This is a genomic window from Bifidobacterium vespertilionis (genome assembly GCF_008698145.1).
Lineage (GTDB): Bacteria > Actinomycetota > Actinomycetes > Actinomycetales > Bifidobacteriaceae > Bifidobacterium > Bifidobacterium vespertilionis.
Window position 1 is genome coordinate 71,894 of record NZ_RZNZ01000013.1, and the last position, 22,462, is coordinate 94,355.

Here is a 22,462-nt window from a genome sequence, read left to right on the forward strand (position 1 = left end):
CCATGGCTACTTTCAATTCAGAAGAACAGTCCGCATTCAACCCGCTTCCCCCGATTTTCGCCAAGCTCGGCCTCGCGTATGACGACGTGCTGCTGCTTCCGAACGAGACGGATGTGATCCCCTCCGAAGTGGACACCACCACTCATCTGACCCGCAAGATCACCATGAAGGCCCCGGTCCTGTCAGCGGCCATGGACACCGTGACCGAGTCGGAGATGGCCATCGCCATGGCCCGCAACGGCGGCATCGGCGTGCTGCACCGCAACCTGTCGATCGATGACCAGGCCTCCCAGGTGGACGTGGTCAAGCGCTCCGAGTCCGGCATGATCACCGACCCGCTCACCGTCCATCCCGAGGTCACCCTCGCCGAGCTGGACAAGCTGTGCGGCCGCTTCCACATCTCCGGCCTGCCGGTGGTGGACAACGACAACAAGCTCGTGGGCATCATCACCAACCGCGACATGCGCTTCATCGCCTCCGAGGACTACGACCATCTCAAGGTCAAGGACGTGATGACCAAGGACAACCTGATCACCGGCCCGTCCAACATTTCCAAGGAGGACGCCCACCGCCTGCTCGCCCAGCACAAGGTGGAGAAGCTTCCGCTGGTGGACGGCGAGGGCCACCTGACCGGTCTGATCACCGTGAAGGACTTCGTCAAGACCGAGCAGTACCCGGACGCCACCAAGGATGAGCAGGGCCGCCTGCGCGTGGCCGCCGGCGTCGGCTTCCTCGGTGACGCCTGGCAGCGCGCCACCGCCCTTATGGAGGCCGGCGTGGACGTGCTCGTGGTGGACACCGCCAACGGCGAGGCCCGTCTGGCGCTGGACATGATCTCCCGTCTGAAGCATGACTCCGCGTTCGACGGCGTGCAGATCATCGGCGGCAACGTGGGCACCCGCTCCGGCGCCCAGGCCATGATCGACGCTGGCGCCGACGCCGTCAAGGTGGGCATCGGACCCGGCTCCATCTGCACCACCCGCATCGTGGCCGGCGTGGGCGTCCCGCAGCTTACCGCCGTGTACGAGGCCGCCCAGGCCTGCAAGGCCGCCGGCGTCCCCTGCATCGCCGACGGCGGCATCCACTACTCCGGCGACATCGCCAAGGCCCTCGTGGCCGGCGCGTCCTCCGTGATGCTCGGCGGCACCCTCGCCGGCTGCGAGGAGGCCCCGGGCGAGAAGGTGCTCCTGCACGGCAAGCAGTACAAGCTGTACCGCGGCATGGGCTCCCTGGGTGCCATGGCCCCGCGCGGCAAGAAGTCCTACTCCAAGGACCGCTACTTCCAGGCGGACGTCACCTCCAACGACAAGGTCGTGCCGGAGGGCGTCGAGGGCGAGGTTCCGTACCGCGGACCGCTCAACGCCGTGCTCTACCAGATGATCGGCGGCCTGCACCAGTCGATGTTCTACATCGGCGCGCACAACATCGCCGAGATGAGCGAGAAGGGACGCTTCATCCGCATCACGGACGCCGGTCTGCGCGAGTCCCACCCGCACGACATCGTGATGACCGCGGAGGCCCCGAACTACTCCGGCTTCCACAACAACTGATGATCGTCTGATCGCCTGGCGATAAGCCATCGCATCGAAAAGCCCCCTTGGATCCCGTTCCGAGGGGGCTTTCGGTATTCTTTTCTGTCCTCCTGAGCGGAGCCGCCCAGAGAGAGGCTCATTCGTCATCCTGAGCGAAGCGGAGGATGATGGGGGGAATGTCTTTTCTGTCATCCTGAGCGTAGCGCGTAGCGCGTAGTCGAAAGATCCTTGGCCATTACGCATTGGCCATCCGTGCACAAGTATTAAGGATCCTTCGACTTCGGCTGCGCCTCCGCTCAGGATGACAAGGGGTGACCTGGCTCCGCGTGCTCAGGATGACGGGGCCCGCGCCGCTTTGCTCAGGATGGCCGAAGGGTCTATCGCGCTGCGGTCTGGCTCAGCCATACGGACGTATCCTGCGGCAGCTTCCCGTCCTCGGTGAGTGGGCCGGAGGCGAGGATCACCGTGCCGGCGGGCAGCGCGACCGGCGTGGCACCGAAGTTCGTCAGGTTCGCCCACCCGTTGGCCCGGCGGTACGCGATCACGCCGCCGGGCTGTCCGTCCGCGCCGTCGCGCAGGCCGCTGGGCGCATCCTCGTCCATCCACTCGCAGCTCGTGTCGGACGTCTGCAGCTCGTGACGCAGCTCCAGCACACGGCGGTAGAAGTTGAGCATCGAATCGGCGTCCCGGTCCTCCACATCCACCGCGAAGTCCTTGAACCACTTGGGCTGCGGCAGATGCGGGTCGTTGGTGGCGCCGGCGGGGGAGAATCCGAAGGATCCCCGCGTGCCGAACTGGTCGGAGGGCTTCTCCAGCGTGGGGGCGTCGGAGCCCACCCACGGCAGCGGCACGCGGCAACCGTCGCGGCCCTTGGTGGACTCCTCATGGTCGCTCCTCAGCGGCCATGGGTCCTCGAGTCGGTCCCACGGGATGTCCGGCACCTCGAACAGGCCCAGCTCCTCACCCTGGTACACGTAGGCGGAACCCGGCAGCGCCATCTCCAGCATCAGCGCGGCCTTCGCGCGCTTGGCGCCGAGCGGCCGGTCCTCGAAGTACGTGCGGCCCATCCTCAGCGCCCAGTCGGCGGAGATCTGGTGGTACTCGGCGGTGGGCACCTGCGGCAGCGCGTAGCGGCTCGCGTGGCGGTGCACGTCGTGGTTGCTCATGACCCACGTCGAGGTGGATCCGGAGCGCTCGGCGCACGCCAGGCCCTCCGCGATCGCCGCGTGCATGGCCTCAAAGGTCCAGTCGGCCTTCGCGAACTCGAAATTGAAGATCTGCCCCAGATCGTCCGGCGAGGCGTACAGGTACTGCCGCTCGGGGCGCACCCACGCCTCCGCCACGGCGAAGCGCGGCGGATCGTACCGGTTGAACACCTCGCGGCGCCACTCGTGGTAGATCTCGTGCACCTCGTTGCGGTCCAGCACCGGGTGCGAACCGTCCGTGGGCATGTCGTTGCTGCTCATCACGCCGTAATCGTCCAGATCGTCGCGGTCCAGATCCTTGGCGAGGGCTTGGGCCACGTCGATGCGGAAGCCGTCCACGCCATGGTCGCACCAGAAGCGGAGTGTCTTGAGGAAGTCGTCGCGCACTTCGCGGTTGTCCCAATTGAAGTCCGGCTGCTCCTTGGTGAACATGTGCAGGTACCACTGGCCGTCCGGCACGCGCGTCCACGCCGGCCCGCCGAAATGGTTGACCCACTTGGTGGGCGGCTCGTCGCCGTTCGGGCCCTTGCCGTCGCGGAAGATGTACCGGTCTCGCGCGGGGGAACCGGGGCCGGCCTTGAGCGCCTCCTGGAACCACGGGTGCAGGTGGGAGCTGTGGTTGGGCACGATGTCCACCACCACCTTGATGCCGGCCGCGTGCGCGGTGTCCGTGAGCCGGCTGAAATCGTCCATCGTGCCGAGCTTCGGATCCACGTCGCGGTAGTCGGCCACGTCGTAGCCGCCGTCCGCCAGCTCGCTGGGGTAGAACGGGGACAGCCAGATCGCATCCACGCCAAGCTTCTTCAGATAGGGGATCTGCTCGGTCACGCCGTTGAGATCGCCCAGACCCGATCCGGTGGTGTCCTTGAAGCTGCGCGGATACACCTGATAGACCACGGCCTGCTTCCACCACAGCGCGGGATCCTGCGCCGGGTCGTTGGTCGCCGCCGCGCGGTTCGTCTCGTTCGTCATATGGGCCTCCTTGGGGTTTCGGGCCGTTCGGCCTGCTCCATACCATCGATTATCCGCCCTTTGCCGGCCCATCGGCTGCCTGACGATCGCGCGTCGGTTCACAATTTTTTGGGGCTCTTCAAATCGTGAACTGGGCCATGTGCGATCGAACATCGGAAACCTTGGACTGAAGCCATTTTCTCAATAGGCTGGTGTGCGGTTTTGTGTGTTTCCGGTTCACGATTTGAAGAGCCTCAAAAATCGTGAACCGGAAACCGTGCGTCCCCGGTCGAATATAGCCTGTAACGTTCCCTGAGGAACGACGGCGCGCAAGGTGCGCGGCGGAATATGGAAGGGCGGCACGGCATGGTTGACAGCCACGATGCGGAAACCTACAGCGCGAAGGACTCGCGCCTCATTTGGATCGACTGCGAGATGACCGGACTGGACATCTTCGGCGGCGACGAGCTGGTCGAGGTGTCCGTGGTCCCCACTGATTTCGAGCTCAACGTGCTGGACGAGGGCGTGGACTACGTGATCAAGCCGTCCGACGCCGCCGTGGCCCATATGAACGACTTCGTGCGCGGCATGCACACCCGCTCCGGCCTCATCAAGGAGTGGGAGAACGGGCTGACGCTTCAGGAGGCCCAGGCCAAGGTGGTCGAGTACGTCAAGCGCTTCACCCCGGATGGCGTCAGGCCTCTGCTCGCCGGCAACACCATCGGCTCGGACAAGAAGTTCCTGGACCACTACATGCCCGACCTCATGGCGAACCTGCACTACCGCACCATCGACGTGAGCACCCTCAAGGAGCTCGCCCGCCGCTGGTACCCGGACGTGTACCTCAACCGCCCGGCCAAGCACGGCGGCCATCGCGCGCTCGCGGACATCATCGAGTCGCTCGATGAGCTGCGCTACTACCGCGCGGCGTTCATGGCCCCCGAACCCGGTCCGGACGCGGACGCATCCAAGGCCATCGCCAAGGAGATCAAGGCCACCAGCCTGCTCAGCCGCTGAGCTGAGCCGCTGATCCGCTGAGTTGAGCCGCTGAACTGATCCGCTGAGCCGTTAAGCCGAATTCCACCGGACGAAAGACCCCCATGCTCCAATCCGAAGCCCTGGCCATCCTCAACGCCGGCGCCAACGTGTTCCTCACGGGCGCCCCCGGCGCGGGCAAGACATATGTGCTCGGCGAGTTCATCGCCGCGGCTCGCAAGGCCGGGGCGAGCGTGGCGGTCACCGCGTCCACCGGCATCGCCGCCACGCATGTCAACGGGCAGACCATCCATTCGTGGAGCGGCGTCGGGGTGGCGACCGCCCTCACCGCGAATTTGCTCAAGCAGATCCGGACCCGTCGCCGGCGCCGCATTCAGGAGACCGACGTGCTGGTGATCGACGAGGTCTCCATGCTCCACGCCTGGCTGTTCGACATGGTCGATCAGGTCTGCCGCGCCATCCGTCACGATCCCGCGCCCTTTGGCGGACTGCAGGTGGTGCTCTCCGGCGACTTCTTCCAGCTGCCGCCTGTCTCGGTCTCCGGGCGCAACCATGATCTGCTCGGTCCCACGCCCGAATTCATCGCCTCGCGCGAGCGGTACGCCAAGGCCGGCCGCAATCCGGACGGCTTCATCACCGAGTCTCTGGTGTGGAATGAGCTCGATCCGGTGGTCTGCTACCTGACGGAGCAGCATCGTCAGGACGACGGACAGTTGCTGGGCGTGCTCACGGACATCCGCGAAGGCTCCGTCTCACAGGCCGACCGCGACGTGCTGGTTACGCGACTGGGCAGGATGCCCGAACCCGGCGAGGTGGCCGTGAACCTGTTTCCGGTGAACCGCCAGGCCGATTCGCTCAACGATCTGCGGCTCGCGCAGATCGGCGAGGCGGAGCACGCGTTCTTCGCCGAACAGTCCGGGCCGGCCAATCTGGTCGATCGGCTCAAGAAGAACATGCTCGCCCCCGAGCGGCTGGTGCTCAAGACCGGGGCTGCGGTGATGGCCCTGCGCAACGATCAGGATCATCAGTACGTCAATGGCTCGCTTGGGACCGTGCGCGGCTTCGCGCCGGAGACCAAGGGCGGCTGGCCCATTGTGGAGTTCGAGAACGGCAACATCGTGACCATGCGTCAGGCCGCCTGGGAGATGACCGACGGCGAGACGGTGCTGGCGTCGGTCAAGCAGGTGCCGCTGCGATGCGCGTGGGCGATCACCATCCACAAGTCGCAGGGCATGACGCTGGATCGTGCCGTGATGGACTTGCGCCGCACGTTCGCGCCGGGCATGGGCTATGTGGCCCTGTCGCGCGTCGAGTCGCTGGACGGTTTGTATCTGGCCGGCGTCAACGAGCGGATGTTCTATGTCTCGCCGGATGCCGTCGCCCTCGATGCGGACTTGAGGGACAATTCGGAGCGGGCCGTGGCCGCGCTGGCACAGGAGGGCGCCGATTGGTTCGCTGATCGCGCCGCCTCGTCGCGCGCTCCGGAGCCCGGTTCGCCGGACGACGAATTCGCGCAGGACGCCCTGTTCTGATCGTTCCGTTCCGATCGTCATATCGTTCCAACCTGCGCGCGCAATTTCGCAGATTGGAACGATAGGAGCGGATGATCGTGCCGGCCTACCATGCCGGATGGCCGAGCAGCCGGACGGTCGGACGGTCAGACGATCAAGCCGCCTCGTTGACCTTCATCAGCGCCTCCGCATAGCTCGGGCACACCGGCACGCCGCGCACGCTGCGCTGGATCGCGATCGACGCCGCCGCATTGGCCAGCCGCACCGCATCCACCAGCCGCTCGCCGGCCGCCAGCCTCGCGCAGATCACGCCCGTATGGCACGATCCGGCGGATCTGGCGTGCACGGATTCCGTCGGGAAGCCTGAGATATGCGCCACGCCCAGTTTGCGGCCGTCGGCGTCCACATCGCGCACCCACGCGCCCTTCGCGCCGGAGCGGATGACGATCGGCGCCTTGAGCACATCGCCCAGCCGCATGGCCAGATCTCCCATCGCCGTGGTCACGTCGCCGCCCACGGTGATCTTCTTCGGGTCGATGGGCGCGATGCCCAGCCGGTTGGCCAGCACATCGGCCTGCTGACGGTTGCACGACCACGTGGGGCGGGCCAGCACCAGCGCCTCGAGTAGCTGGTCGCTCACCTGTGCGAGCGCGCTCGTGGGATTGAGCACGATGCGGAATCGGCGCGTGCCATGGGCGTTCTCCGGCTTGGTGAGGAAGGTCAGCAGGCCGCTCGCCGTCTGGTTGGTCAGCGTGTTGCCGCTGATGTGCACCACGTCGCCGTCGTCCGGCTCTATCCCGTCGAAGGCGTCCTCGGAGCCGTGCGCCTCGGCGCCGTATGCGGCGATCAGTGTCTTCGTGCCCGCCGGATCGCCCAGCATGATGCGGAATCCGGAGTCCTCGTCCAGCCGGTCCTGTCCCACGTGCTCGATCTCCGACTGCTCGAAGGTGGCATGGATCATGCCGGCGAGCGGCCCATTGCCCAGAATGCCGCCGTGCTTGGCGGGGGCTCCCATCTGGCGTGCAGCCTTCATCACGCGGTATCCGGCGGCGATGGTCACGTGCGGCGCGCCCGCCACCGCGTAACCGCCCGGCGTGGGCACCTGATCGACCGTGAGCATGATGTCCGGAACGACCTCGCTCAGGGAGATCACCGCATGCTGGGACGATGCGCCCCTTGTCTGCCGCGCGAATTGGTTGGGATGGTCGGATTGCTGGGTGGGCTGCGCCATAATAAACCTCCATCTGTGGTGCTGTGCCGTGCGGACCGTTGCGGTGTGCGATGTCGACTGGTCCTGCCTGTTTTCTGTTATGGGTTTTCTGTTATGAAGGGAGCGCTTCGTCGCGCTTCTTGCAGCCGATCGTAAGTCCGTTTCCTGAAAATTCACAGATAATGCGACGTCCGGGTGCACTGTGTCGACGGTTTTGCTGCGGGCCCGGCTTGGCGTGCTGCCTGGGCGTCCAGGGTGTCTGGGGACCAAGGCATCCACGGAACTCGAATTTCGCTGCCAAATCGGCATGATTCCAAGGCCGGCCGGAGGAAATTCGAGTTCCGTGGATGGGGCAGGCGAGGGCAGATGGGGCGGATGGGGCAGATGGGGACGGCAGATGGCATGAACGACGGTCAGGCAGACAACCGAAGAACCCATCCCGTTCAGTCCTCGCGACACGCCCGCCCCTTGCTTTTGAAACCGGTTTCAAGTTATGCTGATCCCACCAAAACCGTTCAGCAACGAGGCTTGTAAAGAGGTAGTCATGACCACCAAGATCACGAATCCGATCCTTCCCGGCTTCCATCCGGACGCCAGCGCGCTTCAGGTGGGCGACGATTACTACATCGCCACCTCCACCTTCGAATGGTGGCCCGGCGTGGACATCTTCCACTCGAAGGATCTGGTCAACTGGGAGTGGGTCGCCGCCCCGCTCAACCGCCCGGACATCGTCAACCTGCGTGGCAACTACGATTCCGGCTCCATCTGGGCACCGCACCTGAGCTACGCCAAGGGCAAGTTCTGGCTTGTCTTCACGGATGTGAAGAGCTGGTCACCCTTCAAGGATACGCTCAACTACGTCATCACCGCGCCGTCCATCACCGGCCCGTGGAGCGAGCCGACCTTCGTGACCGCCTCCGGCTTCGATCCGGCGCTGTATCACGATGATGACGGCCGCACCTACTTCCTCAACATGCTGTTCGATTGGCGCTTTGGCCGCCAGCGTTTCGCCGGCACCGTCATCCAGGAGTTTGATACCGATTCCATGCGGCTGGTGGGCGAGCGCAAGCACTTCTACAAGGGCACGTCGCTCGGCGTGTGCGAAGGCCCGCAGATCCTCAAGAAGGACGGCTACTACTACCTGCTGTGCGCGGCGGGCGGCACCGGCTGGATGCACGCCGCCACCGTGGCCCGCTCCCGCTCGCTGGATGGGCCGTGGGAGGATTCCCCATACTTCCCACTCATGACCACGCGCGACAACCCCACCGCCCCCCTGCAGAAGTCCGGCCACTGCTGCTTCCTTGAGCGCGACGGCGAATGGTACGTCACCCAGATCTGCGCCCGCCCGCTCACCGAGCGCGGCTACTGCGTGCTGGGTCGCGAAACCGCCATCCAGCCCATCGAATGGACCGAGGACGGCTGGCCGCGCCTGAAGAACCACACGATCATGCCGGATCTTGTGGTGCCCGCGCCCACCGCGTCCCAGGGCATTGTGCAGAAGACCGACCACAGCGAGACCGTGGAGTTCGCCCCGGACCGTCCGCTGCCCCCGAGCTTCAAAACCCTGCGCTGCGGCCTCGACCCCGAGTCCGACTATTCGCTCACCGCGCGCCCCGGCTGGCTGCGCCTCTACGGCAAGCAGACCCTCACCAGCCTGGACAAGCAGACGCTGTTCGCCCGCCGCTGGGAGCACTTCGACTTCGATGTGGAGACCACGCTCGACTTCACCCCGGAGAACTACCAGCAGGACGCCGGCCTGATCCTCTTCTACGACACCGCCAACTGGATCTACGCCATGATGACGTTCGACGATGAGGGACTGGACCGCCGCGTGCTGCGCATTGTGGTCCTCGACGAGCACGATGGTTCCTTCGGCAGCGATCCGGTTGAGCTTGACGTCTCCACGCCGGTTCGGCTGAAGGTGGAGGTGCGCCACGACAAGGCCCAGTTCTACTGGGCATATGACCACTCCGTTGAAGGTGCGGAAGGCGTGGATGGCGCGATCGATGCCGGCGCCGTGGATTGGCAACCGCTCGGCGGTCCGCAGCACGCCGACCACATCAGTGACGACTACGTTGAGGAGCGTCGCGGCTACTGCGTGTTCACCGGCGCGATGGTGGGCATCTGCGCCCAGGACATGGACGCCCATCGCTCGAACGCCGATTTCCGCGGCTTCGAGTACCGCGAGATCCACTGATCATTGATTCCTGATTCGGCTCCCCATCCGGGGAGCCGTCCGCATTTCCAGAGTAGGAAAAGGTCCAATCACCATGTCCAGAACCATCATCGCCCAATACGACCGCAACGGCACCACCGCCCTCTACCGCAGGGACGGCGAAACCGGCGTCGTGGAACTCGTCCTCGTGCCCTCCGCACTGGTCGGCGCCGCCTCGCGCGGCGATTGCGCAGCCGAGCCTCTCGTGCAGGCCAAGATCGTCGGCGACGACTACCCCTTCGGCTTCTCTCAGGGGCGCACGATGCGCAACTCCGCCACCGTGGCCGCCATGCGCTACACCGGCCAGAGTGCCGAGGAGCGCGACGGTGAGACGATCGTAACCAGCACGCTCGCGGACGATCGCGGCTACGAATACACGCACGTCCTACGCATGGGAGACGATTCGCGCGCCGTGGAGATCACCACGTCATTCGCCAACCACTCCGCGGAACCGGTCACACTTGAGATGCTCTCCAGCTTCACGCTGGGATCCCTGTCCCCGTTCGCCACGGGGCTGGCTCCGGAGACCCTGAAGCTTCATCGCCTGCGCAGCACCTGGAGCGCCGAGGGCCGATTGGTCAGCGAGCCTGTGGAGGATGAGCAGCTCGAGCCCAGCTGGCAGAAGTTCTCCGCCAACTCGGTGCGCTTCGGATCGATCGGCAGCTTCCCGGTGCGCGGCTACGTGCCGTTCGTGGGCTTGGAGGACACCGCGCACGGCGTGACATGGGCGGCGGCCACCACGCACGCCTCCAGCTGGCAGATCGAACTGTACCGCCGCGACTTCGGACTGTCCGTCTCCGGTGGCATCGCCGACCGCGAATTCGGCCAGTGGACGCGCACCATCCGGCCCGGGGAATCGTTCGCCGCGCCCATGGCCGTGGCGGCTGTGGTGGCCGGCGGCGTGGACGAGGCCAGCCAGGCTCTCGCGGGCAATGTCCGGCACCGCTTGGATCTGCCCGCGTCCGAGGCCTCGATGCCCGTGGTGTTCAATGAGTTCTGCACCACGTGGGGTGTGCCCACCGAGCAGAGTGTGGACGAGCAGATCGAGTTCCTTGATGGGCTCAAGCGGGCCAACGGAGGCAAGGGCATCGACTATTTCGTGATCGACGCCGGCTGGTTCGACGATCATGCCTTCGAGGCGGCGAGCCGTCTGGGCTCCTGGAATGTGAGCGACAAGGCCTTCCCGCATGGGCTCAGGCCGGTGGTGGACAAGATCCACAAGGCGGGCATGAAGGCGGGCATCTGGTTCGAGTTCGAGATCGCCGGTCGCGACGACGCAGAGTGCTTCAACAAGCGCGCATGGCTGCTGTCGCGCGACGGGGTGTCCATCACCTCCGGCAACCGCCGCTGGTGGGACATGCGCAATCCGGAGGTGCGCGAGTATCTGGCCGGGAAGGTCATCGCGTTCCTCAAGGACAACGGCTTCGACTACATCAAAGTGGACTACAACGACACGATCGGCATTGGCTGCGAGACGCCGGCTGCCGGGAACGGTGTGGCAGAGCCGGGCGATCCGACGAGCCTGGGCGACGGCCTGTACGAGCAGATCCAGGCCAGTCAGGCGTTCTTCCGCGAGATGAGGCGCGAGGTGCCGGGGCTGATCGTGGAGATCTGCGCGTCTGGTGGCCACCGCCTGGTGCAGTCGTTCATGGAGATCGGCTCGATGGCCAGCTTCTCTGATGCGTACGAATGCGACGAGATCCCGGTGATCGCGGCCAACATGCATCGCATGATCCTGCCGCGCCAGAGCCAGATCTGGGCCGTGGTCAAACACGATCAGCCGCTCGCCAAGCTCTACTATCAGGTCGCGTCCGGCCTGCTGGGTCGACTGTGCTTCTCCGGCGACACCGGGTCGTTGCGCCCCGAACAGGTGGAGGTGATCGCGAAGGCGGTGGCATGGTACGCCAAGGCCGCGCCGGTGATCGACCATGGTGTGAGCGAGTGGTTCGGGCCGAAGATCGTGAGCTACCGTCATCCGCGCGGCTGGCAGGGCGTGCTGCGCCGCGGCGTGCTGGGCGATGGCGGCACTGCGGGCGCGGGTGATGCGGCGGGCCGCGCGCTCGCCGTGGTGCACACCTTCCACGATGCGCCCCAGAGCGTGGAGATCCCGGTGGGGGAGGACTTTGCGCGCATCGAGGACGTCTGGGCCCGTCCGGGCGTGGAGGTGTCGATTGACCCGGCAGCGCATGTACTGCGCCTCAGCGGCCTGACCGCCTTTGATGGCGTGGCCGTGTTGCTGGGCTGATCCGTCCGGGCTCCGTCATTCTGGGTGAGCGGGCGGGCTTCCTCCGGTCATTCTGAGCGGAGCGCAGCGCAGTCGAAGGATCCTTAACCTCGCGCAGATATTCACTGTTCTGACTAGTGCGGGGCACTAAGGATCCTTCGACTCCGCCCTATCGGGCTTCGCTCAGGATGACGGCGGGGCTTTCTGTCATCCTGAGCGGAGCGCAGCGTAGTCGAAGGATCCTTGGCCATCACGCACCGGGTTCGTACGCCCGCAATGGCGGGGCATAAGATAGACTCCATGTCATGCCAATCATTCGCTCCACCATTCTGAAAGCGATTTCTAATACATAGGCAGATAGACACGCCAAAGATGATTCCAGTTGAATGAAACCGATTACATGATAGAGTGCTCTGTGGGTCGTCGGGAGTGGCCGTTTGGTCGCATTTGGCAGGTGTGTTCATTGCGGGGCTCTCCGGCGGAGGGAAACATATCAACAAGGAGCGATGATGACGAGCAATGAGGCTTCGGCCAATGACGTGCTGATGGTCCGCGACGACCAACAGCCCAAATTCCCATGGCGCACGGGTGCAGGCCTGCTGCTGGGCGGCGCCGGCTGGTTCTGGGGGTTCCAGGCGCTGAATGCGGTGCTGCTGCCGGCCAAAATCCAGATGATCGACCCGGTGAACAAGGTCACCATTGTGGCCATGGTCTCAACGGTGACCATGCTCATCTCGTTGGTGGCGGGCATCGTCGGCGGCGCGCTGTCGGACAGGACCCGCACCCGGTTCGGCGCTCGCACCCCATGGATTGTCGGTGGCGTGGCGATCGGCACGGTGCTGCTTGTGCTGTTCATTGTGTTTGAAAATCTTGCGGCGGTTTTGGCGGTGTGGTGGCTGTATGCCGCTGTATACAATGTGATCCTGGCCGCCGGCTGCGCGTGGCAGCCGGATCAGGTCGCCCCGCGTTGGCGCGGCACCGCCTCCTCCATGTACGGCATGGGCCATCAGGCCGCATTGCTGGGCGCGCAGGTGATCGCCGCCCTCTTTGTGACCAACATCAGCATGGGTGTGCTGATCTCGTTGGTGATCTTCGACGTTCTGTCGCTGGCCGCCGTCCTCATTGATCAGGAGAAATCCAACAAGGACATGCCCCGTCATCCCCATGCCCGCAGCGTGTTCGACGGTTTCAGGTCCTTCCTGCCCCCGTCCCATGCCGGCCGTGACTACTGGCTGGCCGCGCTCGCCCGATTCTTGTGGATGATGCCCGGCGGCATCGGCACCTATCGTCTGTACACGTTGACAGATTACATGGGCCAGCCCGCCAAGGAGGCCGGCCAGTGGATGAGCCTCATGTCCACGATCGGCTTGGTCGCCGCCGTTTCCTTCTGCGCCATTTCCGGCCCCATCTCCGACAAGTTCCACAGCGTCAAGATACCGCTGGCCGTGGCGATCTTCACCGTCGGTCTGCCCTGCTGGCTGCCGTTCTTCGTGCCGACGCCGGTGGCGTACACGGTGTATGTGGGCGTCTCTTCGATCGGAAGCGGTATCTTCAGCGCCCTCGACCAGACGATCATGACCTCCGTGCTGCCGGATCCGAAGACCCAGGCCAAGGATCTGGCGTTCCTGAACTCCTGCGGCGTGCTGGGCAACCTCGGTGCTCCGCTGTTGGCGGGTGCTGTGGTGAACGCCTTCGGCTATGCCGGTCTGTTCCCGATGGGCTTCATCATCCTGACCATGGCGTCCGTGTGCGTCTTCTGCATCCGGAAGATCAGGTAGCGTCGTTCCCCGGCTCGGATGGGCCGGATGATGTGGGATGGGCCCGCGGTTTCACTGGACCGCGGGCCCATCCCACATTTGAAAGCATTTTCAGGGTGAATAACACGCCGGTATTGCTATTTTGACACGGATGCGTTTCTGTGCTGTAATTCATATTGAAATCGGTTTCACAGAAACCGAGACCGTATTGGACCACCCTCTCCCAACGAAGGGATGACAAATGACATTCTCAGTATCCAAGGCGCTCGCCCCCGCCGATCGCGAGTGGGCCGAGTCCCTGCTGCCCAAGCTGGCGGCCAAGTTCGCCGCCGAGCGTGATCGTGTGGGTTCCCATATCCCGTACATCGCCGAAGACGGTGTCTACAAGGACCTCAAGGATGTGAGCGATCCGGCTTGGTGGACCAATGGCTTCTGGCCGGGCATCCTCTGGCAGATGTTCAAGGCCACCGGCGATGAGGCGTACGTCAAGCCCGCCCGCGAGGTGGAGCAGACCCTTATGGACGTGATCGACACCGATTTCATGGGCCTGCATCACGACGTGGGCTTCATGTGGCTGCTGTCCGCCGTGGCCGACTACCGTCTCACCGGCGACGAGAAGGCCAAGAACCGTGGCCTGGCCGCCGCCACCCTGCTGGCCGGCCGTTTCAACCCGGAAGCCAGGTTCATCCGCGCCTGGAACCTGCCCGATTCCGAGGGCTGGGCGATCATCGATTCCATGCTCAACATCCAGATCCTGTTCTGGGCGAGCGAAGTCACTGGCGATCCGCGTTTCGCGGACATCGCCCGTATGCATGCGGACACGCTGAGCCATACGGCCGTGCGCCCGGATGGCTCCTGCAACCACATCGTCGACTTGGACACCACCACCGGCGAGCTGCGGCACACCCCCGGGGGCCAGGGCTATGAGTCCGGCTCCTCCTGGACCCGCGGCCAGTCCTGGGCCATCTACGGTTACGCGCTCGCTGCGCATCACAGCGGCAAGCAGGGGTATCTGGATGTGGCCAAGAAGGTCGCGCACTACTTCGTGGCCAATGTGGCGCTCACCGACGACAAGTCGCTGGTCGACTTCCGCGCTCCGGCGGAGCCCGTCTACTGGGATGCCCTGGCGGACGTGATCACCGCCTGCGGCCTGCTGGAGATCGCCGAGCAGGTGCCGGAGCTGGAGCGCCCGCTGTACCTGAAGTGGGCCGTCCGCCTGCTCCGGGCCGTGGAGTCCAACTGGTGCGATTGGGATCCGAGCCGCGATGGTCTGGTCCAGATGTGCACCGGCTGCTATGCGAACAGCCACGACCGCGAGGTGCCGATGATGTACGCCGATTACTACTTCGTGGAGGCCGTGCTGCGTCTGCAGGACAAGGCCGCCCGCCTGTGGTGATCCGGGTTCGTCACCACGATCCGCTTGTGCCCTCGACTGGGGCCGGGGGCACAAGCGGTTTGAAACCCTTTTCCAAAACTGAATACGAACCGGAAGGTCTCTGGAGGTTTGATGGTCTGCAACACGCCATCTAACCTCTGGAATTCCGAGGAAAGTCAGTCGCGACACGCGGAGTTACCGCAGTTTGACTTGCATATGTAACCGGTTTCAAATATACTTTCAATCAACAAGATCACATCAGGCAAGGGTGCTGATACCAAGCCTCGACAATGGTTCCGAAGTCCGGAGTGCAACAAATTCAGGCTGACGAGTCGGGGTTATGAAATCAGTTTAACGAATATCAGGCCAACTATCTTGGCGTCATGGCCATCAACGCCGGCGACGCGAACACCGTGCGCGACGTGACGTGGCGGCGCGTCCGCATCGAACGCTTCCTGCACGGTCGCGTGCTGGACATCGAAACCAAGTGGAACAAGGATTACAATCCGCGTCCCGGCCGTCTCATCAAGCGCGTGCTGGTGGAGGACGTGGACGTGGCGTCCGGATCGGGGGAGGAGCCGTCGATCATCGCCGGTTATGATGCCGGCCACCCCGTGCGCGACGTGACCGTCCGGGATTTCAAGCGCGATGGCGTGCCGTGCGCCGATTTCGCGACCGCGGGCATCACCGTCGGGCCGAACGCGCAAGACGTGCGGATCGAGGCGTAGGTACGGTACGGTGCACTCGAATTCGGGACACGCCGCCGATCATTGTTCTGAAATCGCTATCAAGGATGAAAAAGCCTATAATGTAAGGAGTTCCACGATCGTCATGAAACAGTATAAGGAGCGAAACGATGGCGCAAGGCAGGGTGAGTTCAATGCCTCCCAGTGGTAATCGCAGCACCCCGGTCATCAAGGATGTGGCCCAGCTCGCCGGCGTGTCCGTGCCCACGGTCTCCCGGTACCTCAACGGCACCGCCAAGGTCAGCACGGAGAAGCGCGAGAAGATCGCGCAGGCCATCAAGCTGCTCGACTACAAGCCCAGCTTCGTGGCGCGCGCTCTCGCCAACAAGGTCATGGATTCGGTCACCATGCTCACCTCGCTGAGCACCTACTGGGCCACCACCGAGGTCAACAGCGGTGCCGAGCACGCCGCGCGCGATCATGGCTTCCTGTTCGGCGTGACCTCGCTGGACGGCATTTCCGACGATGAGATCGAAAGCACGATCAACCGCGTGCTGTCCGCCAATCCGGCCGGTCTGATCATCAGCGAATCGGACGAGCTGGTGATCCAGCTGCTCCACCAGATCCCCAAGGACATCCCGCTGGTGCTGATCGGCGGCTCGCGTGGCGACGCCCCGTATCAGGTCATTCCCTCCGAGCGCGAGGGCGGCCGGGTCATCACCGAATATCTGTTTGGTCTGGGCCATCGCAATGTGGTGCATGTCCACCGCCGCGAAGGACCGAACAACAACACGCGAACCCTCGGCTGGCGTGATGCCATGACGGATGCCGGCATCCAGGCCATGGAGGCGTATCAGGTGGGTACCGACCTCAGCGAAAGCGTGGAGCTGGGCCGCAAGCTTGCGCAGGACGAGGATCTGACGGCGATCTTCGCCGGCAATGACGAAACCGCGATCTCCCTGATCAAGGGTCTGCGCGACGAGGGCGTGCGTGTGCCGGAGGATGTGTCCGTGGCCGGGTACAATGATCAGATCTTCGCCAAGATGTGGGATCCGGCGCTCACCAGCTACAGCCAGAACTTTGTGGAGTTGGGACGGCAGGCCTTCGAGATGCTGTACGCGCAGATCGAGGCCAAGCGCAGTGGCGAGGAGCCGCCGGAGCCCGAGTGTCGGGTGGTCGAGGGCGAGCTGATCGTGCGCGACTCGACCGCGGCGCCGGGCAGGCGCGGGTAGGGTTCCTCGGCTTCGCGCTCGTGCGGAGTGCTTGCGCTTGCGCGGTGTGCGCGCTGCGCAAGCCTCGCGTGCCGGTTGGTGTGCTGATCGCTGATGCGCAATGTGCCCGGAAGTTGGCGGAGTCGCCGGCTTCCGGGCACATTGCGCATTGGGGAACGTGGGCGCGTGGGGCGGATACGGGTGCGAAGACCGCGTCCGAGCGCTACGCGAACTCCAACACCCGGTCCACCGCGATGCGCAGCAGCTCGGACCGGGTGTGGCCGTGGGCCTTGGCCACGCGATCCAGCTTGTCCAGCTGCGAGTGGGGGAGTTTGAACGAAATGGTTTCCGCCGGATCGTCGTCCTTGGGGGAGATTTTCGGACGCCCGCGGTGCAGGGAGATGAATTCGTCCGGATGGCGCATTTCCTCCGGCATGTCCATCGGTGGGCCCCATTCACCGGGGCCGCCTGGGAGTTCGCCGCGCTCGAACGCTTCTGCTTCCGCTTCGATCTCCTCTTCGGTCAGTATGCTCCCATCGGCATTATGGAAGACGGTGCCATCGTTCAGCACAATTGGCGTGCCTTGAGTATCCTTGTCCTGCTTGTCTGGTTGGTTCTCATCTTGCTGTACCATCATCCCCTCCTTTTGTGTGGCGCTTGAATACCAAGCTCCCGCAGTGTTTTCTTTGTGCACTTCATGGCGTGGTAGATGAGCCACTCGTCCGTGCGTGGATCGTGACGGGCGATGAATTCCAGCAACCTGCCGCTGAGATCATAGCCTGCCCCGATCGTGCCTTGTGCTCCCGCGCGGTTCCGCTGACTAATGCAGCCGATCCACGCAGAATACACGTCCTCGTCGGTGATGTCCGGATGACGCTCGTGGACCCGAGGGTGCACGATGATCTTCATGACGTCACCAACGTTTTTATTGTATGACGAAAATTAGTTACAAACAAGAGAATCAAAGTTTCTTTGGTGATTTTCGTAGTATATCGTTTGGCCTGATGGGGTGTAGTGCGATGGAGGTGCATGATGGTTCTTTCGTGTGCGGGTGGTCTTGCGCGAGCCGGTGGGCCCTGCGTTGGGTCCCATGATCCGGCCGAGCGGAATGCGGGTCAATTTTGAGGAAGGCTGTGCGCGAATGTGCGGGAGCCGTGCGACGCCGCCGATTCCCCGCCGATGCGAACGGTTCCGCGGGCGTGTTCGCGGGGCGATTTCGCTCCGGTGCACCTCGGCCGTGCCCAATGCGCACCCGCGACACGCCGATCGTTTCAAAATGATTGCGGTTTCATGAAATCTTTTTAGTCTGAATAATCACTGTAATCAAGCCAAAATCATTCAATTTATGAAAGCATCCTACTTGCATAAATGAAAGCGGTTTCATATACTCATAACCAACAACGCGGAACAGTCCAGCGCTGGCCCGCGTAACAGAAAAAGGCGTTACGTCCACTGAATTTCAATGAGGAAAGGACATTCCAATGGCTTTGCAGCATCAGACGGATCCGGCGGCATACGAGCTGGGCACCGATGAGAACCGCGAATTCTTGAAGGCCGCCGGGCAGGATCTGCTTGCGTTCGGCCACAACTTCCCGGCCCCGCAGGGCGGCTCGCTGTGGCTGAACGGCGATGGCACTACGGATCCCTCCCAGGGCATCCAGACGTGGATCACCTGCCGCATGGCCCATGTATATTCCATGGGAGCCATGCTGGGCCACCCCGGCAGCGAGGAGCTGGTCGACGCGGCCCTCAAGGGTCTGACCGGTCCGCTCAAGGACAAGGAAAACGGCGGCTGGTACCCGCAGATCGCCGTGGATGGCACTCCGGATCCCGGCAAGATCTGCTACACGCACGCCTTCGTGATGCTCGCCGCCTCCAGCGCCACGCTGATCGGTCGTCCCGGTGCCAAGGAACTGCTGGACGAGGCCATCGAGACCTTCCTCAAGCGTTTCTGGAACGAGGATGAGGGCCTCGCCGTGGACACGTGGAACACCGAGTTCACCGAGCTGGACCCGTACCGCGGCGTCAACGCGAACATGCACACCACCGAGGCGTTCCTTGCCCTTGCCGATGTGCTGAAGGACGAGACCTTCCGTCAGCGCGCGGGCCGCATCGCCCGTCACGTGGTCGAATGGGCGGAGAAGAACGAGTGGCGCATTCCCGAGCACTTCACCTCCGAGTGGGTGCCGGATCTCGAGTACAACGCGGACAACAAGGATGACCAGTTCAAGCCCTACGGCGCGACCCCGGGCCACGGCATCGAGTGGGCCCGTCTGATCACCCAGTATGCGCTGAGCGACAAGACCATCGACCCGGCCGAAAAGCAGCGTCTGATCGACGCGGCCGAGAAGCTGTTCGATCGTGCTGTGGCCGACGGCTGGGCGAGCTGCGAGGGCGGCAAGCCGGGCATCGCGTACACCACCGACTGGTCCGGCAGGCCCGTGGTCACCGACCGCATGCACTGGACCCTGGCCGAGGGCGTCAACACCAGCGCCACGCTGGAAAAGGTCACCGGCAAGCGTGAGTACGGCGAGTGGTATGCGCGCTTCTGGCAGTACATCGACGACAGCCTGATCGATCACGAGCTGGGCTCCTGGTTCCACCAGCTGGACCTGAATAATAAGGTCATCGGCACGGTGTGGCCGGGCAAGTCCGATCTCTACCACGCCTTCCAGGCCACGCTGATCCCGCGTCTCGACCCGTCCGTGTCGGTCGCCCCGGCGCTGAAGGCCCGCGTGGACGGCATCAACGCCACCCCCGGAGCCAATGCGACCGCCCGCCAGCTGCGTTTCGATGTGGGCCGTTTCCCGGTCAACGTCGCTCTGGCCATCATGAGCTGCATGTGATCATGATTGCCATGCGATCGGCGACGGTCCGGAGACCCGGCTGATCATCGCCGATCCCCAATACACGTTCCTTGTTCCTTTCCATTTCCCGGTGTGCCGGCCGTGCTGTGGTCCGGCCGGCACACCGTTCCTTCACTTGCCGGTTGCGGCGGAGGGTTTCTTTCGTTGTTCTCCTTCCCCTTCCGTCCGCCGCAGCCGAGCAGACATATGAAAAGTCCCCGAACCCGGGCAGAGGGTTCGGGGACTTTTCGTTATATATCGCTTTTATCCGCAGAACGCCGTCTGGCACTTGTCGGCTGGGGTCGCCCTCTGCGGGTCGATGAGGCCATAGCCAAGCTTCAGCGCCATGCCACTCGGCGGAGACGACCATCGCCCCCGTGCCGGCATCAGCTGGACCCCGCCGCGGGAGAACGCCATGAAGATCACCGACAACCTGCTGAAGAACCCCGGTGGATGATCGGAATGGCAGTGGGCGTCTGGCGAAGAGCCCGCTTTCGGTTCACAAGTCCAGTGGCGGCAGTTCGACCGTGGCGTCGGCGCGACCGCGACATGCGGCGATGCGGCGCGCGTTGACCTCGTCGACCTCCATGACCCACTTGCGCGCCTGCTCGGATTCCTTGCCGAATCGGATGTGGCGTTCGACGAGGCGCTCGCGGCGCAGGTCGTCGTCGACATCGACGTACCACACCTCGGTCATGGCCGCGCGCACGTCCTTCCACGCGTCGGCATCGTCCAGCAGATAGTTGCCCTCCGTGACGACGAAACGAGTCCACGGGAACACCGGAATCGCGCCGGCCAGCGGCTGCTCCAGATCGCGTTCGAACATCGGCGCGTAGATCACGCCGTCCTCGCCGGCGCTGATGCGCCTAAGCAGGGAACGGTATCCGCGGGCGTCGAACGTGTCAATCGCGCCCTTGCGCTGCAGGCGCCCCAGACGCCTGAGCTCAACGTCGGCCAAATGATAACCGTCCATCGGCACCCACGCCGAGAAATGGTCCTTCGGTTCGGCGCCATCGCCCGGCACTCCTTCGGCGAATGCCTCGGCGAGCAGCTGCGCCAGCGTGGACTTGCCGGCACCGGGCGCGCCGACGATGCCGAGAATCACACGTTCGTCGGCGTCGAGCAGCTCCTTCACGCGGGACTTGGCTTCTTCGAGATTCGCAATGTTGACGGTCATCGTCGTTTCCTCCTATGGGTTCCGCCCCTCCCGTTCGCCGGCGTTGCCAATGAGCGGGGGATGGCTGCGGTGGAGTCCGCGGATGCGTCACCGTCATCCGTTGTTCTCCTTGTAGTACATAACTATACCATAGTTTTGTATAGTAATATACAAAAAACAGTATGAAATCGTGAAAGTATTGTCAATACTATGCTGCTGTATGCTAACTGATATGGATAAGTCTGCGGAACACACCGATCTCGGCGACGGTGCCGTCGAATTGCTCACCCTCCTGCGCGCGCATGGTCCGATGACGCGCAGCGAAATCGGCGCTGTCACGGGCTGGGCGCGCCCCACCGTGAACCGCCGCATCGAGGAACTCGACGTCATCGGCATCGTTCGTCCGTTGTCCATGCCCAGCCCGACCGGAGGCAGGCCCGCGCAGGGCTTCGCTTTCGACGCGTCCTGCGCGGCCATCCTTGCCATCGACATCGCGACCACGGCGACTACCATCGCCCTATGCGACCTGTCCGCACATCCCACCGCAATACGGACTATCGCGGTCGGCGCCGAGAACGAACCGGAGGAGACGCTGACCCTGATCCGCGCGACGGCGGACGCGATGCTGGCCGGCGGCGCGGACGCCTTCCCCTTCCCCAGCGCACCGCCGCGCCTATGCGCGGTGTCTGTCGCGGTGACCACCCGCGTCGAAACCGCCACCGGCAACATCATCCAGGCGCCGGTGATGCGGCATTGGGAGGACCACAACCTCCGCGACTATTTCACGGCGCACTACCGCGTGCCCGCGTTCGTCGAGAACGACGCCAACGCCCGTGCCCTCTGCAAGGCGCACGAATTGGCCGAGAGCGGCGCCGACGCCGAACAAGGCGGCGGCGCGCCCATGATCGCCGACCTCCTGTACGTGCACGCCGGCATGGGATTGGGCGCCGGCGTCGTCTCATCCGGCACTGTCATGCATGGCGCGGACGGAGGCGCCGGCGACATCGGCCACATCCACGTCTTCGGCGAGGACGGCGCGCAAAGCCCCTGCCGCTGCGGCAACACCGGCTGCGTGGAGGCTTCGGCCGGCGGCTGGGCCGTGATGCAAGCGCTGCGCGACGCCGGCCGGCCGGTACGCACGCTGGGCGACGTGGTCGAGCTCGCCGATCACGGCGACGTCGAGACCGTGCGATTGATCCGTCTGGCGGGTCGGCTCATAGGCGACACGATCTCCGCCTGCGTCAACCTGCTCAACCCGTCGTGCATCGTCGTCGGCGGCGAGCTTTCGCACTGCGGGGAACTGCTCATGTCCGGCATCCGTGAGCGCGTATGGGCCCGTGCCCAACCGCTCGCCACCACCTCGCTGCGCATCGAATCCTGTTCGGACGAGGCGCAGGCGGGAATTATCGGACTGGCGTACGCGGCCATCGATCAGGGGCTGACCTCGATCGAGTTCCTGCGGCGTTTCGCTTCACGGTAGCGTTTCCTCGCTGTGAAAACACCTGGGCGGTGATAGACCGGTGCCGCCGCCCGGCTGCCAATTTCGCGGCAATCCCGCTCATCGCGCGGTGACGCAAAACGACGCTA

15 protein-coding genes and 1 pseudogene are annotated in these 22,462 nt (G+C 64.1%); 11 read left to right on the top strand and 5 right to left on the bottom strand.

Translation table 11 applies throughout. The features are described from left to right. Positions 1 to 2: 2 nt before the first annotated feature. Positions 3 to 1,550 carry an IMP dehydrogenase gene (gene guaB / locus EMO90_RS09335; protein ID WP_150354297.1) on the top strand — a complete coding sequence of 516 codons (1,548 nt, stop codon included), beginning with the start codon at positions 3 to 5 and terminating at the stop codon, positions 1,548 to 1,550. A 359-nt stretch (positions 1,551 to 1,909) separates the two neighbouring features. Here guaB and EMO90_RS09340 read toward each other — a convergent pair whose 3' ends face one another. After that, a complete protein-coding gene (locus EMO90_RS09340; RefSeq protein WP_150354298.1) occupies positions 1,910 to 3,709 on the bottom strand; it encodes a glycoside hydrolase family 13 protein in 1,800 nt (599 codons plus the stop codon). A 345-nt stretch (positions 3,710 to 4,054) separates the two neighbouring features. Between EMO90_RS09340 and orn the strand changes: the two genes are divergently transcribed. Together orn and EMO90_RS09350 are read left to right on the top strand one after the other, a co-directional pair. Beyond that, a complete protein-coding gene (gene orn / locus EMO90_RS09345; protein WP_150354299.1) occupies positions 4,055 to 4,705 on the top strand; it encodes an oligoribonuclease in 651 nt (216 codons plus the stop codon). Between the two features lie 83 nt (positions 4,706 to 4,788). After that, positions 4,789 to 6,216: a DEAD/DEAH box helicase gene (locus EMO90_RS09350; RefSeq protein ID WP_150354300.1), complete on the top strand. Its 1,428-nt coding sequence runs from the start codon at positions 4,789 to 4,791 to the stop codon at positions 6,214 to 6,216. A 133-nt stretch (positions 6,217 to 6,349) separates the two neighbouring features. Here the strand turns inward: EMO90_RS09350 and EMO90_RS09355 are convergent, their stop codons facing one another. Further along, on the bottom strand, positions 6,350 to 7,426 hold the full coding sequence (locus EMO90_RS09355) for a PfkB family carbohydrate kinase (RefSeq protein WP_150354301.1): 1,077 nt from the start codon (positions 7,424 to 7,426) through the stop codon (positions 6,350 to 6,352). A 523-nt stretch (positions 7,427 to 7,949) separates the two neighbouring features. On the opposite strand from EMO90_RS09355, the gene EMO90_RS09360 reads away from it, so the two are divergent. The 6 genes from EMO90_RS09360 (at position 7,950) to EMO90_RS09385 (ending at position 16,894) form a co-directional block, all read left to right on the top strand. Further along, a complete protein-coding gene (locus EMO90_RS09360) occupies positions 7,950 to 9,602 on the top strand; it encodes a glycoside hydrolase family 43 protein (protein ID WP_150354302.1) in 1,653 nt (550 codons plus the stop codon). A gap of 73 nt (positions 9,603 to 9,675) precedes the next feature. Then, on the top strand, positions 9,676 to 11,865 hold the full coding sequence (locus EMO90_RS09365) for a glycoside hydrolase family 36 protein (RefSeq protein WP_150354303.1): 2,190 nt from the start codon (positions 9,676 to 9,678) through the stop codon (positions 11,863 to 11,865). Positions 11,866 to 12,350: 485 nt separating this feature from the next. Then, on the top strand, positions 12,351 to 13,622 hold the full coding sequence (locus EMO90_RS09370) for an MFS transporter (protein ID WP_150354304.1): 1,272 nt from the start codon (positions 12,351 to 12,353) through the stop codon (positions 13,620 to 13,622). Positions 13,623 to 13,842: 220 nt separating this feature from the next. Then, on the top strand, positions 13,843 to 14,997 hold the full coding sequence (locus EMO90_RS09375) for a glycoside hydrolase family 88 protein (RefSeq protein WP_150354305.1): 1,155 nt from the start codon (positions 13,843 to 13,845) through the stop codon (positions 14,995 to 14,997). A 362-nt stretch (positions 14,998 to 15,359) separates the two neighbouring features. Beyond that, positions 15,360 to 15,704, top strand: coding sequence for a hypothetical protein (locus EMO90_RS09380; protein ID WP_150354306.1), 345 nt, complete (start codon positions 15,360 to 15,362; stop codon positions 15,702 to 15,704). Positions 15,705 to 15,856: 152 nt separating this feature from the next. After that, entirely contained in the window at positions 15,857 to 16,894 is a 1,038-nt protein-coding gene (locus EMO90_RS09385; RefSeq protein WP_150354307.1) for a LacI family DNA-binding transcriptional regulator, read from the top strand. Positions 16,895 to 17,096: 202 nt separating this feature from the next. Here the strand turns inward: EMO90_RS09385 and EMO90_RS09390 are convergent, their stop codons facing one another. After that, the gene (locus tag EMO90_RS09390; protein ID WP_150354308.1) at positions 17,097 to 17,510 is read right to left on the bottom strand and encodes a ribbon-helix-helix protein, CopG family; all 414 of its coding nucleotides are present in this window, start codon (positions 17,508 to 17,510) and stop codon (positions 17,097 to 17,099) included. Continuing rightward, entirely contained in the window at positions 17,507 to 17,782 is a 276-nt protein-coding gene (locus tag EMO90_RS09395) for a hypothetical protein (protein ID WP_150354309.1), read from the bottom strand. Before EMO90_RS09395 ends, EMO90_RS09390 begins: the two co-directional genes overlap by 4 nt. A 572-nt stretch (positions 17,783 to 18,354) precedes the next feature. Between EMO90_RS09395 and EMO90_RS09400 the strand changes: the two are divergent. Beyond that, positions 18,355 to 19,602 (top strand): annotated as a pseudogene (locus EMO90_RS09400) (AGE family epimerase/isomerase); the annotation flags it as partial. A 616-nt stretch (positions 19,603 to 20,218) separates the two neighbouring features. On the opposite strand, the gene EMO90_RS09405 reads toward EMO90_RS09400, so the two are convergent. Continuing rightward, positions 20,219 to 20,896: a nucleoside/nucleotide kinase family protein gene (locus tag EMO90_RS09405; RefSeq protein WP_150354311.1), complete on the bottom strand. Its 678-nt coding sequence runs from the start codon at positions 20,894 to 20,896 to the stop codon at positions 20,219 to 20,221. A 211-nt stretch (positions 20,897 to 21,107) separates the two neighbouring features. On the opposite strand from EMO90_RS09405, the gene EMO90_RS09410 reads away from it, so the two are divergent. Then, positions 21,108 to 22,355: an ROK family transcriptional regulator gene (locus EMO90_RS09410; RefSeq protein ID WP_190972037.1), complete on the top strand. Its 1,248-nt coding sequence runs from the start codon at positions 21,108 to 21,110 to the stop codon at positions 22,353 to 22,355. Positions 22,356 to 22,462 lie beyond the last annotated feature (107 nt).

What these genes read in the sequence shown, in the direction of transcription:
- guaB (WP_150354297.1), top strand. Translation starts at nt 3, where the DNA reads ATGGCTACTTTCAATTCAGAAGAACAGTCCGCATTCAACCCGCTTCCC.
- EMO90_RS09340 (WP_150354298.1), bottom strand. Translation starts at nt 3,709, where the DNA reads ATGACGAACGAGACGAACCGCGCGGCGGCGACCAACGACCCGGCGCAG.
- orn (WP_150354299.1), top strand. Translation starts at nt 4,055, where the DNA reads ATGGTTGACAGCCACGATGCGGAAACCTACAGCGCGAAGGACTCGCGC.
- EMO90_RS09350 (WP_150354300.1), top strand. Translation starts at nt 4,789, where the DNA reads ATGCTCCAATCCGAAGCCCTGGCCATCCTCAACGCCGGCGCCAACGTG.
- EMO90_RS09355 (WP_150354301.1), bottom strand. Translation starts at nt 7,426, where the DNA reads ATGGCGCAGCCCACCCAGCAATCCGACCATCCCAACCAATTCGCGCGG.
- EMO90_RS09360 (WP_150354302.1), top strand. Translation starts at nt 7,950, where the DNA reads ATGACCACCAAGATCACGAATCCGATCCTTCCCGGCTTCCATCCGGAC.
- EMO90_RS09365 (WP_150354303.1), top strand. Translation starts at nt 9,676, where the DNA reads ATGTCCAGAACCATCATCGCCCAATACGACCGCAACGGCACCACCGCC.
- EMO90_RS09370 (WP_150354304.1), top strand. Translation starts at nt 12,351, where the DNA reads ATGATGACGAGCAATGAGGCTTCGGCCAATGACGTGCTGATGGTCCGC.
- EMO90_RS09375 (WP_150354305.1), top strand. Translation starts at nt 13,843, where the DNA reads ATGACATTCTCAGTATCCAAGGCGCTCGCCCCCGCCGATCGCGAGTGG.
- EMO90_RS09380 (WP_150354306.1), top strand. Translation starts at nt 15,360, where the DNA reads ATGGCCATCAACGCCGGCGACGCGAACACCGTGCGCGACGTGACGTGG.
- EMO90_RS09385 (WP_150354307.1), top strand. Translation starts at nt 15,857, where the DNA reads ATGCCTCCCAGTGGTAATCGCAGCACCCCGGTCATCAAGGATGTGGCC.
- EMO90_RS09390 (WP_150354308.1), bottom strand. Translation starts at nt 17,510, where the DNA reads ATGATGGTACAGCAAGATGAGAACCAACCAGACAAGCAGGACAAGGAT.
- EMO90_RS09395 (WP_150354309.1), bottom strand. Translation starts at nt 17,782, where the DNA reads ATGAAGATCATCGTGCACCCTCGGGTCCACGAGCGTCATCCGGACATC.
- EMO90_RS09405 (WP_150354311.1), bottom strand. Translation starts at nt 20,896, where the DNA reads ATGACCGTCAACATTGCGAATCTCGAAGAAGCCAAGTCCCGCGTGAAG.
- EMO90_RS09410 (WP_190972037.1), top strand. Translation starts at nt 21,108, where the DNA reads ATGGATAAGTCTGCGGAACACACCGATCTCGGCGACGGTGCCGTCGAA.